We start from the raw sequence: 14143 nt of genomic DNA on the forward strand, positions 1-14143 counted from the left end.
CAAAAACAAATTTTAAATATGAAAGCATTTATTTTATTAACGCTCCTGATTCCACTGACGGCTAATACGTTTGCGCAGGAAAAAAATGCGTCAGGAGAAACACCTGTTATCCGGATCAGTAACGGCGCACTCAAAGGTACTATCAGTCAATCTGGTGTGCGTGCTTACAAGGGGATTCCTTTTGCTCAGCCACCGGTAGGCAACCTGCGATGGAAGGAGCCACAACCGGCTAAAAACTGGAAAGGGGTGTTGAAGGCAGATCATTTCGGATCAAATGGGATGCAGAAACCTGTGTTTGGTGATATGGGTTTTCGTTCTTCCGGGATGAGTGAAGACTGCCTCTACCTGAATGTATGGACGCCTGCAAAATCTGCAGCAGAGAAATTACCCGTACTGGTTTATTTTTATGGCGGGGGATATGTCGCCGGTGATGGTTCCGAAAGGCGTTATGATGGTGAGGCGATGGCCACTACGGGAATCGTGACTTTAACGGTGAACTACCGTTTGGGGGTATTTGGCTTTTTATCCCATCCTGAACTGACCAAAGAATCTGCGCACCATGCGTCCGGAAACTACGGTTTGCTGGACCAGCAGGCTGCATTGCAATGGGTGAAGGATAATATTGCCGCTTTTGGAGGAGATCCTTCAAGGGTAACTATTGCCGGAGAATCTGCCGGATCTATTTCGGTTTCCGCGCAAATGGCTTCTCCTTTATCAAAGTCGCTCATAGCCGGAGCTATAGGCGAAAGCGGTGCGATGATAAATCCTACATTGGCACCGGTCACGTTGAAAAAAGGAGAAGAGAACGGAGTGGCTTTTGCAGGTAGCGTAAAAGCAAAGTCGCTTGCAGATTTACGTGCCATGCCGGCAGCAGTTTTGCTGGAGGCTGCGTCTAAACCGGGCGCTTTCAGTACCGCGGCAACGGTTGACGGTTACTTTTTACCGGAGCTGCCCGCGACCATCTTTGCAAAAGGTCAGCAGGCAAATGTCCCATTACTGGCAGGTTGGAACTCTGCAGAAGTGCCCTATCAGGCATTGTTGAGAGAGGCGGGGCCGACGCTTGTCAATTACAAAAATAAATTAAAGGAATTGTATCCGGAGCAGGCGGAGGAGGTGTTGAAGTTGTATCCGGCAGCGACTGACGCTGAAGTAGTAGAAGCCGCTACTGCGCTGGCAAGCGACCGTTTTATTGTCTACAGCACCTGGAAATGGCTGGACTTACATCGCAAAACGGGTAACAAACCTGTTTACAGTTATATCTTTTCTCAGGGCAAACCTCCGGTAACTGATGCCATGAAGGGTGTGGTTCCCGGGCTTGCCGGCGGCGTAAAAAAAGCAGATGCTAAAACAGCGGCAGCGGCAGTGGCACCTGCGCCTGCCGGTGCACCGCATGCTTTTGAAATAGAATATGCAATGGGAAATTTGGACTCAAATAAGATGTATGCCTGGACTTTGGATGACCACCGGGTTTCCTCTTATATGCGCGATTATTTTTCGAACTTCATCAAAACGGGAAATCCAAATAGCGATGCTTTGCCTGTTTGGGAACCTATACAGCCGGATAGTGCAGCTTATATGAATATCAATGCAGATAGTAAACAGAAGAAAGAAGTTAACCGTGCACGGTACTTGTTCCTGGATAAGATTTACGCCCAATAATCCAGGGCGAATGGCGGCTATGCAGGCCAGGGTAAAATGTATTCAAATAAAGATGTTGATCATAAATAAGGGGTGTGACATTGTGTCGCACCCCTTATTTATTACCTGTATTGATTGTTCAAACTACCATACACCAACGCGGTTTGCCGGAGCAACATACATCTTAGCGGTAGGCTGAATATTGAAGGCCTTGTAAAATGCTTCCATGCTATATACCGGTCCGTTTACGCGGAACATTTCCGGAGAATGCGGATCAGTTTTTAAACGTACACGCATAGACTCATCCCTGGTTTTGATACGCCATACCTGTGCAAAGCTCAGGAAGAAACGCTGATCAGGAGTAAATCCATCAATCTTTTTATCGCTTTTACCCTGATCAGTCAGTTTGAATGCATCGTAAGCAATCGCCAAACCACCAATATCTGCGAGGTTTTCGCCTAAGGTCAGTTCTCCATTTACATGCTGGTTATCCAGTAAGGTGAAACGGTTGTACAGGTCCACTACCTTTTTAGTTTTGTTTTTAAATTGTGTTGCATCTGCTGCCGTCCACCAGTCCTTCAGGTTACCGTCTTTATCATATTGTCTGCCCTGATCATCAAAACCATGCGTCATTTCGTGACCAATTACGGCACCGATAGCACCATAGTTAATGGCGTCATCTGCATTGAAATCATAGAATGGCCATTGCAGGATTCCAGCAGGGAATACGATTTCATTGATAGACGGGTTATAATACGCATTTACTGTAGGAGGGGTCATTCCCCATTCTGTTTTGTCTACCGGTTTTCCCAGTTTTTCGGCCATCTCTTTGTAGGCATGTTTGTCGGCCGACTGCAGGTTTTCGAAATATTTATCTCTGGATATCTCGACATCATCATATTTCTTCCAGTTATCAGGATAACCGATTTTTTTGATAAATGCGTTCAGTTTATCAATTGCCCGCTGTTTCGTCGCGGCACTCATCCAGTCCAGCTTTTCAATGCGGGTTTTATATACCTTTTGCAGGTTTTCCACCAGCTCAAGCATATTTTTCTTTGCCTCTGGTGTGAAATGTTCCTTCACATACAGCTGACCAAGCAATTCTCCGATGTTGCCATCAGTGCTGCTTACAATAGATTTCCAGCGTTCTTTAGGCGCTTTTAATCCATTCAGTGTTTTACCGAAAAACTCAAACTTAGCATCTCTGAAACCTTTGCTCAGCGAATTGCCTGAATTGTTCAGGGCGTCAAACTTCAGCTTTTCTTTCCATATTTCTATAGGCTGACTTTTCAGTAATGTATTTAAGGATTTGTAATAGGCAGGTTGGGCGACTAATATCGTGTCTGTTTTCAGTTCCAGTTTGCCTAAGACAGTTTTCCAGTCTATATCAGGTGTTTCCTTTTGAAAATCAGCAACGAGGTATTTGTGGTAATTCTTCTGGGGATCACGTAACTCTACCGGGGTAGCATGTGATTTCGCAATATTTGTTTCCAGGCTCAATACATTAGCGGCATATTTATCAGCCTCTGCTTTGGTAATACCTGACAGCACAAATAATTTAGAGATATACTTTACATATTCTTCTCTTATCTTTTTTGTCTGCGCGTCGGTATTAAAATAGTAACTGCGTTCTGGTAAGGTAATGCCCGACTGTGAAAAGTTGACTGCATTTTTATTACTGATCTTATCATCAGGACCTACATAAAAGCCCAGCAAATCACCAGTACCATTTTTATAACCATCAGCCACAAAACTGATCAGTTCCTTATAATCTTTAATGGCATCGATTTTCGCCAGCCAGGGTTTAACCGGATCGTAACCGCGTTTCTCAATCGCCACTGTATCCATACCACTGGCAAAGAAATCGCCCACTTTTTGTTCCAGGCTACCTTTATCGTGTTCTTCCTTCGAAGCATTGATCAGGATTGTTTCCAGGTTTTTGATGTTGTCATTATACAAGGTATAAAAAGATCCCCATCCTGTCTCCGTATTAGGAATCGCTGTTTTCTTCATCCAGGCGCCGTTGGCATACAGGAAGAAATTGTCACCGGGATTAACGGTCGTGTCAATTCCGGATTTATCAAAAAACTCCGTTCTTACATTTTTACCGGCACTTGATTCTCCTGTCTGTTTTTGCTGACAAGCAACAATAAAGGCCAGCCCGGTAAGTGATAAACTTAATTTGGTTTTCATTCGTTTTTCTGTTTTTAATTCATGAAGCGCTCATGATTTTCATCTGTTTATAATTTTATTAATTGTGATGAGGCTATCATACTTAATCGTTCACGCTACAATGATGAAAGATCATGATGGTTTCATCAATTCAATTGTATTGATTAAGGAATAAATCTAAGCAAACAGAAGTAGAAAAAAGTATATTTTAACCGGAAGCGTAAATTTTGTTAGGGTTAATACACCGGGAGATCAAGTTCCAGCGCATAAATATAGGCGATCAGGCCGCCCTCCAGGTTATACAGATTGGTGAAACCGTATTTTTCTTCAAGAAGACGGACAGCTTTGGCACTCCGGCCGCCAGATTTGCAATGGATCACTACCTTTTTATCCTTGTCAATTTTTTGAGGCAAGTCACCAATGGTATCGAGCGGAATCAGTAATCCACCCAGATTGACCAGATCGTATTCCTGTTGTTCCCTTACATCGATCAACTGGTAAACAATTCCTTCCTCCTGCCAATCCTGTAGCTGTTCAGGACTTACATTTTTTATCTTTTTTTCCATTGCCGGAACGCCGCAAAACTGTTCGTAGTCGATCAGCGCCCGGAGTGTCGGATTTGATCCGTTGATCGGATTCTCCGGATTTCTGCTGATATTAAATGTACGCGTTTCAAAACTCAGCGCGTCGAACAGGAAGAGTCGCCCGCTCAGTACATCCCCGGTTTGTGCGGCTATTTTGATCACCTCCAAAGCCTGCATACTGCCGATGATTCCGGGCAACACACCCAATACACCTGCTTCAGAACAATTGGCGACTTCACCCGGCTCTGGTGGAACAGGGTACAGGTCGCGGTAGTTCGGGCCGCGTTCCCCGCTGCTGTCAACATAATTGAAAACGGCAACCTGACCTTCAAACTGATAGATGGAAGCATAAACATTTGGTTTATCCATTAATACACAGGCATCATTTACGAGGTAGCGGGTAGGGAAGTTATCTGTTCCATCCGCTACAATATCGTAGGCGGAGATGATGTCCATCGCATTGCTGCTGCGCAGTTCCGTATCATGAATGATAATATGAATATGAGGGTTCAGGGACAGCAGCCGTTTTTTAGCTGCCTCCGCTTTTGCTGTACCTACATCCGCTGTGCCATATAATACCTGGCGTTGTAAATTGCTGTCATCCACCACATCACATTCCACGATGCCAATAGTTCCTATTCCTGCAGCGGCCAGGTATAAAAGCACCGGACTGCCCAAACCACCGGCACCGACAACCAGTACCTTAGCTTTTTTAAGCTTTTCCTGTGCTTCCATACCGAAACCGGGAATAATGATATGCCTGTTATAACGGGCAATCTCCGCTGCGGAGAAAATAAACTGATCCATCTGATGATTTATTTTATAATCTTATATTTTTCCGCCTGCAATAGCTGGCACTATACTGATAACTGATGCTGAAGTAATCGGCGTATTCTGGTGATTAAGATCCCTGATATCATCCTGATCGACGAATATATTCAGGAAAGGACGTACTTCACCGCTGGTATCAAGCAGGTGCCTTTGCACTTCCGGAAATTCATAAACCAGGTTGGCAATGATCTCGGATAATAAATTCCCGGAAATGTTAACCTTAGGGCTATTGCCGGTAAACCTCCTCAGAGGCGTTGGGATTAGAATGGTGGCCATATATAAATTTATTTTTTGATGAGTTGATTATACTAATTGTAAGCGCTGTTCATTGAAACGATCGTATTCTTCGTCGATCAGCCAGGCTCTCACATCTTCTATTTCAGTTTCAATGACCGAAACGATCAGGTATAAAAAGTCGGGAAGTGCGAATTGATAGTCTGAGATGGAAGGAAGCGCGATTTGATTGGGATGAGAATGATAAATGCCAATTAACTCGAGCTGGTTGTCTTCCGCATAGCTTTCGGCCTCCGTATAGGTAGCCGGGCTGATGGCAAAATAGTCGTTTTTATCTGCCGCAGTTGCATTGGAGACAGTCATCGCCGTCACCACTTTGGTTTGATCTGCTGACATCCTGCCGAAAATAAATCCACAGCACTCTTCAGGGAAAGCACTTTTACTGCTTTCAGCAATAACCAGCCAGGCCGCCGGTTCAACAATTAATGTACTGTCCATAGATCGCAGAATTGGAGGAGTTGTGTGGATTTAAACTATCGTTAAGTATGGATACCGCTGGTTCATAATCTGCCGCAATGGTGCCCTCGGCAGCGAGGTATTGCGGATTCAAACCCCATTGTAAGATATTGACTGTATCGCTTTGTTCAACATTGTCTAAGCTTGCCCTGACAATATTTTTTAGCTGCAACAGCAAACACTCTTTACTCTTTTTCTCACCCTTAACCAGACTGAGCTTAATCAGTGCATTTTGCAGGATATATTTATTGGTCGGCACAATCCCGGAGATGATCATATCAGCTTCTTCATTTTCATATCTGTAGCGCTGTTCATATACATTGATCAGTAAGTTCATTTCCAGCGGATGGGCCCAATCCATTTGTCCCCTGAAGAATTTCTCGCAATAACCGGGAGGATTGCCTTTAAAGATGACAGGTATCTTAGCGCCCGATTGTTTAATATAATAAAGTGCAACTTCCAGGCTTTCTACAGGCCATTCGAGGTTCTTTACAATCAAAAAATTGCATCGGCCTACCTTTGAACTGAGCAGCGCATTCAGCATTAAATCAGCCGCCTCGCGTACGTTCTGCGCAGTGACATATTTTCCGGGACTGTGTATCGCTAGATAGTCTTTATCAAGCGGGTGCTGTAATTCGGAGTTCATCAGGCTATTCTCCAGAATATGCGTGAAACGTACCATCGAATAGCGTACGGAACTTTGCTGGGCATAAGTATCAAAGATATATTCGCACATCTTTTTTGTAGCCGCATAAACTTCACTGGTATAATATCTGCTCGCTTTGCCGGTCGACGAAAACACGCATTGTTTCACGCTTTTATGGCTTTCGCAGATATTTACCAGGTTCAGGGTACCCATGATATTTAAACTGATTGTTTCCTCTATATGGGTTTCTGCATAGCCAGGGTCACGTTGAGCAGCTGTATGAAAAACATAATCCGGTTTATATTTTTCAAACACATCATTCAGCGCATCGCGGTCTCTCACATCTGCCAGTACGGTGATCACATTTTGATGAGCCGAGCTGCTGTCCGGGCTCTTATCGATAAGATCTGCAATGATAACTTTTCCGGCACCCAATTCGACCAGCCGTTTGACCAGGGTACTGCCCACACAACCTGCACCGCCCGTTACCAGGCATGTGCTATTACTCAACAGTGCTTGTATTTTGTGCACAGGAAGATTGAGTTTCCTTTTGGTGGTTGGGGTAAATGGATTTTCATCCAGCCGGCCTTCAGCATCATAGATGCTGATGAGTTTTTTTGTCAGTTGCAGCAGCATTGCAGATGCTTCCGGTATATGTCTCTCGGGCGATAATTCCCATATTTTTTCAAAGATGCTGGCAGGTTCAGGTAGATGTTTTATGTTCATACAGAAGAGTGTTAAATGGTTTTCATCTTGTTGTTTTTTTAATCCCTCATGTAGTTGATATTATAAATATAGAGACATGCTTCGGCATTCAGAAGGAGGCAGATGCACAGTTTGTATCACATTTTTCACACCAACTGTGCAGGATAAAAACCTGTTTTTGCGATAGAACGGAAACTAAAACTGAAGTTATTGTTAACACAAAATTCATCTATTCCCGCACTGAGTTAACATTGTTGTCTTTACTTTGCGAATAAATAAAGAAACAGATCTATGATCAGGAAAATAGTACTTACGGCATCCTTATTCGGCGTTATACATGCCAGTGCGCAACATAAAATAGATCTGGAAGCCCACCGAGGCGGACGCGGCTTAATGCCTGAAAATACCATCGCAGCGATGAAATCTGCGTTGGACATGGGAGTAACTACCATGGAAATGGATTTAGGGATTTCTAAAGACGGTCAGGTTGTTGTCTCACATGATTCTTATATGGCGGCTGATTTTATGTTGAAACCAGACGGTTCACTGATCAAAAAAGAAGAGGAGAAAAGTTTGCTGCTCTACGGAATGGATTATCAATTGATCAAAAGTTATGATGCCGGCACGAAACCGCATCCCCAGTTTCCGGATCAGAAGAAGTTTAAAACATACAGGCCTTTATTCAGGGAGTTAATTGACAGCGTAGAAAGCTATATCAAAGCAAAGCATTTGAAACCGGTATATTATAACGTAGAGATCAAAAGCAGTCCTGATGGTGATGGAACAGCTCACCCGGTACCAGAGGTATTCGTAAAAAAGGTAATGGACATCGTATTGCAAAAGAAATTAAGCACGCGGTTAATCATTCAGTCCTTCGATTTGCGTCCTTTGCAGGTTCTGCATAAGGGATATCCAAAGCAAAAGGTATCATTCCTTGTCGCGAACAAAGATTCATATGCTGATAATATCAAAAAACTAGGTTTTACCCCGGATGCATTTAGCCCGTATTACCTGATGGTGAACAGGGAAATGGTAGATGCAGCACATCGGGATAAAGTGATTGTGCTTCCCTGGACAGTGAATACTATCGATGAAATCAGGAAAATGGAAGCTTTGGGAGTAGATGGTATCATTTCAGATTATCCCAACCTGCTGATTGAAGTATTCGGCAAATCACAGTAAGATTTTACATTTAACGCTCAATTTTTTAAGGACCGCAATCGTGAGATTAGCGGTCTTTATTATACCATTCAAGGCATGCAGAGTCGTCTCCGGAGAAACTTTTGATAATTCTATAGGGTGATTTATTCGATCAGAATCTTAAGCAGTTAATTGTTGTTGCGGTGCGATCAATTCATGCTGGAATACCAGTAATGCTTTTTTTGCCTTGAAATCAGTCTTATATAGCAATTGTGGAAAGTCATACACGGCCTGATAATAGGCTTGAGTCTGTTCCTGATAATATGGTTCCCCGGTGAAATATTTAAGATCCGTGTCCAGAAATTTTTGAAAAGTAAGTTCCATCTCTGGTGTGACATTTACTTTATAAATCGGATTTGCGAGGATGAACTGAAGTTGCTCTTTAAACCTTTGGCTGGGTTCAGCAGCAAGCTTCAGCTTGTCATCTATGAATTCACTACCTGTTCCATCATTTAGAAAATTCATCGCCTCAGTGAATTCCCGACATGACTCCGTTGCTGCCAGGCTGGTACTCAGCACCGACAGGTAAAGGTCATAATGATCTACATAGACTTCTGATTGCTGAATTGATGTTGCCAGAGATAAAAAGTAAATAAATATGTTGTGATCATGTTTTGCAACTTTGTCCTGAACTTCCTTTAACTCTTTCTTTAACAGATGTAATAGTTCATCGCTGTCGGAACGATGATAAGTATTCCCATTATATATATAGGTAGGAAAATTTAATTTTTCTTCAGCTATGGCTTCTAAGTCGGCAATATCGTTTATTAGGCAGGTTTCAGTGGAGAGCATGGCCATAGCTTCTTCATTGAAAAATTGCGTATAAGTGATCTGATCAGCTTCATAAAGATATGAGGATGCATCTTTAACAAATGCTAATGGCTCTTTATAGTTATAATATCCCAAAAAAAGAGCTGGTAGCGATGTTTCATTATGTTTCTTCTGAAACTCGGCGATAAAAAGCTGATCGTTTGTGATCACAGGAGGCTCGCTGAAAGAAATCTCATTAAAGAGCATAGCGGTAAGTTGCCCTTCTATGTCGGTGATGTTATTTAGTAAACTGCTGGCTCGACCTGATATGGATTCACGCTCCTGGCGATCCAGCGCCAACAGTTTGGCAATCCTTACTTCAGTATCCGGATGTGAGGACCATTGATCCGTCAGTATGAGTTTCGATCCGTTAATTTTTTGGATATGTTGCAAATCAACTCTTGGAAGTCCCTCTATAATTGGTATACGGTGATTCCCAGCTATAAAATTTAAAAGGAAGTAGTGTTGAGGAAACAAGTTATCCGTTTTTTCGGCCAGGGGTATTTTTTCATTATAGTGCTCCAGTACAGCGTTATACGCTATTGAAGCCATATCCAGGCGAAGCAACACATTGATAAATGTCTGCGATCCAACTATTTCCGCTGCCACTTCATCCGCGTGGAATTCCATCTCTCGTGACAAGGCAAGGTGATTGAGGTTTACCCATTCATAAACTTTGAGCAATACCCATTGTATCCCTCCAATGATGATAGCTGCAATGCGTACAAAAATGGCAAAATAACCGCTGATGTTAGCCCATTTCTCAATTCCATTTCGATAACCTACATTATCATATAGCAAATTATGTAATACCTTATTTACATTATAAACGTAACTGCCAACCTTCATACTTCTTTGCGAGAAATGTCCGAACTCATGTGCCAGTATAGCTTTCAATTCGGCCACTGATGAACTATTAATCAAGCCTAATCCTATCTTCAGATTCTTTTTTACAGGCATAACCATACTCCAGAAACCAGAGTCATAAAACACTGCAGCATTTACATTATCAGTTAAATATACTTTTCCCGGAGATCGCGTTCCTGCAGCTGCCGCTGTTTCCAGGATCAGTTTCATTAGTTCGGGTTGCGTAACACTATCTATCTGCAACAGGTTAGAGTCATCCGGACCTTTTTTGCTGAAGATAAACTTAATAAGGAAAAATAAAATCAGAAACCCCAGACTGATCAGGCCAATCCCCAGCATCACTGTGATAGCCATTGGCTGCAAAAAAATCATCATAATTCCTCCGTAAGCGCAAAGCGCTGTGAAAGCAATCGCCAGCAACATGAGTAGGGTATAGACCATAAAAAAAGCGAGAATAGCGAGCACCGCCTTAATAGCCATTAATTTAAAGTTCTTTGAAACGCCGATTTTATTCATGGAGAGGAAAGTGTTAAACAGAACGTAAAATAACATTTTATCCTGATAATTAAATCATTATTGAGACAAAAGGCTGTGTAATGGCTGGTATAATTAATCTCGACTATTTTTGGACGTCATGTTTTAAATATTTCTCGGAATGGAGGCTGTTCGGGATACAAAAACTTAATTGCAGCAATCATTTATTTTACCAAATAAAAACAAATCATGCCATTATGTTGTATAATAAAAGAACCTTATTGTGAATGATCATACAATTGGCTTTTACCTGTATCCTTAATCTCTTTGCGGACATAGTTTTCGACGCAGAGGAAATCCCCTTTCATCTTATAAATTTTGTGAATGCGTAACCTGTATCAGATTACATTATTCCCCTGTACAAGGCGGAGTACAAAACGGTTTGTCCTGATTTTGATGGTGACATCCGGACTGACAATCAGCTTTTTAACACCAGCGGCTGCAGCTGATAAATCCTTAGTTTATAGCAGGCAGGATTCAATCATTACCGGGAAAGTGACCGACGACAAAGCTAAACCTTTGCCGGGAGTGAGTATTAAAATAAAAGGAAAATCCGGCGGAACAGTGACAGATGCGAGCGGCAACTATGCGTTGACCAGCGCAAAAGCAACGGACGTAATTCTATTTAGCCTGACCGGAAAAACCAGTCAGGAAATCCAGGCAGGTGATAAAAAGGTGATCAATATAAAGCTGGCCTCAGCCGAAAAAGACCTCAAAGAAGTGGTGGTAGTCGGTTATGGCAGCCAGGCTAAAAAAGATATTACCGGCGCGATTACTTCTGTAAGGGACCGAGATCTGCATGAACGTCCGGTCACCAATATGGTACAGGCACTGCAGGGAAAGGCTGCCGGGGTATATGTGACTACCAGTAACCCGAGCAACAATGGAAATGAACCCGGATCAGTACCTTCGATCTTTATCAGAGGAAAACGTTCCATTGCTGCAGGAAATGATCCCTTATATGTCATTGATGGAATTCCTGTAAATGGTGGGTTAAATGATATCAATACAGATGATATCACGTCCATAGATATATTAAAAGATGCATCCGCGACAGCGATTTACGGATCGCGGGGCGCAAATGGGGTGGTAATCGTGACGACCAAAAGAGGAACGAACGGACCCGCAGTAGTGAGTTATAATGCTTATGCCGCTATAGGGGCAATCAACCGTTATGTAGATGTAATGACAGGCCCCGAATTCGCGGCTTACAAAAGAGAGTCACGCAGAGCTGCGGGTACTTATGTGGATGGCGCACCTGGCGCAGAAAGCAGTATTTTTGAACCTGTAGAACTTGATGCTATTGCAAATGGAAGTACGACCGACTGGCAGGACCTGATGCTGAAAAATGAATTCAGACAAAACCATGAGCTGAACGTGAATGGAGGAACAGAAACAACGAGGTATTCTATCTCTCTGGGTTTCAATGATGATAAAGGGTATAATCCTACGCAGAGCTTCAAACGTTACAGCACGCGTATCAATATAGATCAGGATTTGGGCAAAAGGTTTAAGGTAGGGATTTCCATGCTGGGATCCTTTTCGCAGGCCAACACTGCCAATTCCTATAACAATACTCTAATTGCCAATCCGCTGGCTCAGCCTTATGACGCAAACGGGAACCTGATATTTCTGCCGACTATAGATGCGTTACTGCCGAATCCGCTTTCAGATCTTGTAGATGGTGCGGTGATCAGCAGAAACAAGCGTCTGAGATTATTGAGCAGCATTTATGGAGAAGCTAAAATTACAGATGACCTGACCTTCAGGATGAACTTTGGTCCGGATTTATCGGAAAGCAGATCAGGGAACTTTTTCAGTCCAAATACCACTTACAGGAATTTAAGACAATCAAGCGCCGGCGTGGAAGATGATTTCACGATGATTTATACCTGGGAAAATATCCTGACTTATAAAAAGACATTTGCCAGAAAGCACAGGATTGACCTGACGGGTTTATATAGTATTTCGTCTCAGACACGGGAAATTACAGGTTCTGCAGCAGAAGGATTGCCACTGGAGTCCTTCGAATATTATAACCTTGGGGCAGCGAAAACGATTACCAGTATCAATAGTTCTTATCAGAAATGGTCTATCCTTTCTTATATGGGACGTGCAAATTATTCATTTGATGACAGATACCTGGTTACTTTTACCATGAGGGCCGATGGTTCTTCCCGTTTTGGATCGGATAACAAGTGGGGGTATTTCCCTTCTGCTGCGCTGGCATGGAACATCACCAATGAAGGTTTCATGAAAAACGTAAAAGCGCTGAACAATCTGAAACTCCGCCTGAGTTATGGTAAAACGGGTAACACCGGTATTGATCCTTATCAGACGCAGGGACTGCTTGCACGAAGTCAGTATGATTTTGGCGGAACAGATGCATTTGGTTACCAGCTGTCTTCCTTAAGAAATAATGAACTGAGATGGGAATCTACTGCTTCATTAAATCTGGGTCTTGATTTCGCCTTGCTGAGTAACAGAATTTCAGGATCTATTGAGCTTTACCGATCTAAAACAAGCGACCTGCTGTTGCAAAAAGTTTTGCCTGCATCAGGAGGATTTGGTTCGGTGCTGCAAAATATTGGATCTACAGAAAACAGGGGTATTGAATTCACGATCTCTACGCAGAATATCGTCCCTAAAAATGAAAATGGCTTCTCCTGGAGCACAGACCTGAACCTGGCAGCGAGCAAAGAAAAGATCACCTCATTATCTCAGGGAAGATTAGATGATATCGGTAACCTCCGATTTATTGGTCAGCCGATCACAGCTTTCTATGATTATAAAAAGACCGGCATCTGGCAGCTGGGTGAAGAGGCACAGGCAGCACAATACTCCTCAGCAGTAGGGCAGGTGAAAGTGCAGGATACGGATGGTAATGGTAAAATAGATGCGAATGACAGGGTGATCTTGGGCACACAGCTGCCGGACCTGACGGGTGGAATCACAAACAGGTTCAGCTATAAGCGGTTCACTTTTTCCGCATTGGTAATTGCCAATTTTGGTAACCTTTTCTCCAGCCAGCTGTATACCTCATCGAATAATACCATGACCCTCCAGGGCAGGTATAATAACCTGAACGTCAATTACTGGACGCCGCAAAATCCCACAAATGATTTCCCGCGACCAAATTTTGCGAATTCGACACCATTATTTGCCAGCTCACTTCAGTATTTTGACGGCTCTTTCGTAAAGATCAAAAACCTGAGCCTGGCTTATCTTTTCGCACCGGAAATCGCAGAGAAGATTGCGGCTAAAAGCTTAAGAATCTACGCCAGTGTACAGGATCCCTTTGTGTTTGCACCTTATGTGCGTGATTACAGGGGAACTGACCCTGAAATTCCCGGCAGACCAGCGCTGGTAACTTATACAGTCGGACTCAATGTTTCCTTTTAACTTA

At 43.0% G+C, this 14143-nt stretch carries 9 protein-coding genes; 3 read left to right on the top strand and 6 right to left on the bottom strand.

Annotation, left to right across the window (positions count from 1 at the left end; translation table 11 throughout):
- Positions 1-18: 18 nt before the first annotated feature.
- Entirely contained in the window at positions 19-1659 is a 1641-nt protein-coding gene (locus OQX62_RS08000) for a carboxylesterase/lipase family protein (RefSeq protein ID WP_265830943.1), read from the top strand.
- A 123-nt stretch (positions 1660-1782) separates the two neighbouring features.
- On the opposite strand, the gene OQX62_RS08005 is transcribed toward OQX62_RS08000, so the two are convergent.
- The 5 genes from OQX62_RS08005 to OQX62_RS08025 all read right to left on the bottom strand — a co-directional run bounded on the left by OQX62_RS08005 (position 1783) and on the right by OQX62_RS08025 (position 7347).
- Entirely contained in the window at positions 1783-3831 is a 2049-nt protein-coding gene (locus OQX62_RS08005) for a M13 family metallopeptidase (protein ID WP_265830944.1), read from the bottom strand.
- A 215-nt stretch (positions 3832-4046) separates the two neighbouring features.
- Positions 4047-5201, bottom strand: a complete 1155-nt coding sequence (gene moeB, locus OQX62_RS08010; protein ID WP_265830946.1) for a molybdopterin-synthase adenylyltransferase MoeB — start codon at positions 5199-5201, stop codon at positions 4047-4049.
- 21 nt (positions 5202-5222) lie between these two features.
- Positions 5223-5501: a MoaD/ThiS family protein gene (locus OQX62_RS08015; protein WP_265830947.1), complete on the bottom strand. Its 279-nt coding sequence runs from the start codon at positions 5499-5501 to the stop codon at positions 5223-5225.
- A gap of 27 nt (positions 5502-5528) precedes the next feature.
- The gene (locus tag OQX62_RS08020) at positions 5529-5957 is read right to left on the bottom strand and encodes a M67 family metallopeptidase (RefSeq protein WP_265830948.1); all 429 of its coding nucleotides are present in this window, start codon (positions 5955-5957) and stop codon (positions 5529-5531) included.
- Positions 5935-7347, bottom strand: a complete 1413-nt coding sequence (locus OQX62_RS08025) for an NAD-dependent epimerase/dehydratase family protein (RefSeq protein ID WP_265830949.1) — start codon at positions 7345-7347, stop codon at positions 5935-5937. Before OQX62_RS08025 ends, OQX62_RS08020 begins: the two co-directional genes overlap by 23 nt.
- Positions 7348-7617: 270 nt before the next feature.
- Between OQX62_RS08025 and OQX62_RS08030 the strand changes: the two genes are divergently transcribed.
- Positions 7618-8508 carry a glycerophosphodiester phosphodiesterase family protein gene (locus OQX62_RS08030; RefSeq protein WP_265830950.1) on the top strand — a complete coding sequence of 297 codons (891 nt, stop codon included), beginning with the start codon at positions 7618-7620 and terminating at the stop codon, positions 8506-8508.
- A 138-nt stretch (positions 8509-8646) separates the two neighbouring features.
- On the opposite strand, the gene OQX62_RS08035 is transcribed toward OQX62_RS08030, so the two are convergent.
- Positions 8647-10755: a M48 family metallopeptidase gene (locus OQX62_RS08035; RefSeq protein WP_265830952.1), complete on the bottom strand. Its 2109-nt coding sequence runs from the start codon at positions 10753-10755 to the stop codon at positions 8647-8649.
- Between the two features lie 306 nt (positions 10756-11061).
- On the opposite strand from OQX62_RS08035, the gene OQX62_RS08040 reads away from it, so the two are divergent.
- Positions 11062-14139, top strand: a complete 3078-nt coding sequence (locus OQX62_RS08040; RefSeq protein ID WP_265830953.1) for a SusC/RagA family TonB-linked outer membrane protein — start codon at positions 11062-11064, stop codon at positions 14137-14139.
- Positions 14140-14143: the final 4 nt, after the last annotated feature.

The organism is Pedobacter sp. MR2016-24 (assembly GCF_026239655.1).
In the GTDB taxonomy this organism is placed as follows: Bacteria; Bacteroidota; Bacteroidia; order Sphingobacteriales; family Sphingobacteriaceae; genus Pedobacter.

Excerpts from the sequence above, each read along its gene's own strand:
- OQX62_RS08000 (WP_265830943.1), top strand. The coding sequence starts at position 19 with ATGAAAGCATTTATTTTATTAACGCTCCTGATTCCACTGACGGCTAAT.
- OQX62_RS08005 (WP_265830944.1), bottom strand. The coding sequence starts at position 3,831 with ATGAAAACCAAATTAAGTTTATCACTTACCGGGCTGGCCTTTATTGTT.
- moeB (WP_265830946.1), bottom strand. The coding sequence starts at position 5,201 with ATGGATCAGTTTATTTTCTCCGCAGCGGAGATTGCCCGTTATAACAGG.
- OQX62_RS08015 (WP_265830947.1), bottom strand. The coding sequence starts at position 5,501 with ATGGCCACCATTCTAATCCCAACGCCTCTGAGGAGGTTTACCGGCAAT.
- OQX62_RS08020 (WP_265830948.1), bottom strand. The coding sequence starts at position 5,957 with ATGGACAGTACATTAATTGTTGAACCGGCGGCCTGGCTGGTTATTGCT.
- OQX62_RS08025 (WP_265830949.1), bottom strand. The coding sequence starts at position 7,347 with ATGAACATAAAACATCTACCTGAACCTGCCAGCATCTTTGAAAAAATA.
- OQX62_RS08030 (WP_265830950.1), top strand. The coding sequence starts at position 7,618 with ATGATCAGGAAAATAGTACTTACGGCATCCTTATTCGGCGTTATACAT.
- OQX62_RS08035 (WP_265830952.1), bottom strand. The coding sequence starts at position 10,755 with ATGTTATTTTACGTTCTGTTTAACACTTTCCTCTCCATGAATAAAATC.
- OQX62_RS08040 (WP_265830953.1), top strand. The coding sequence starts at position 11,062 with ATGCGTAACCTGTATCAGATTACATTATTCCCCTGTACAAGGCGGAGT.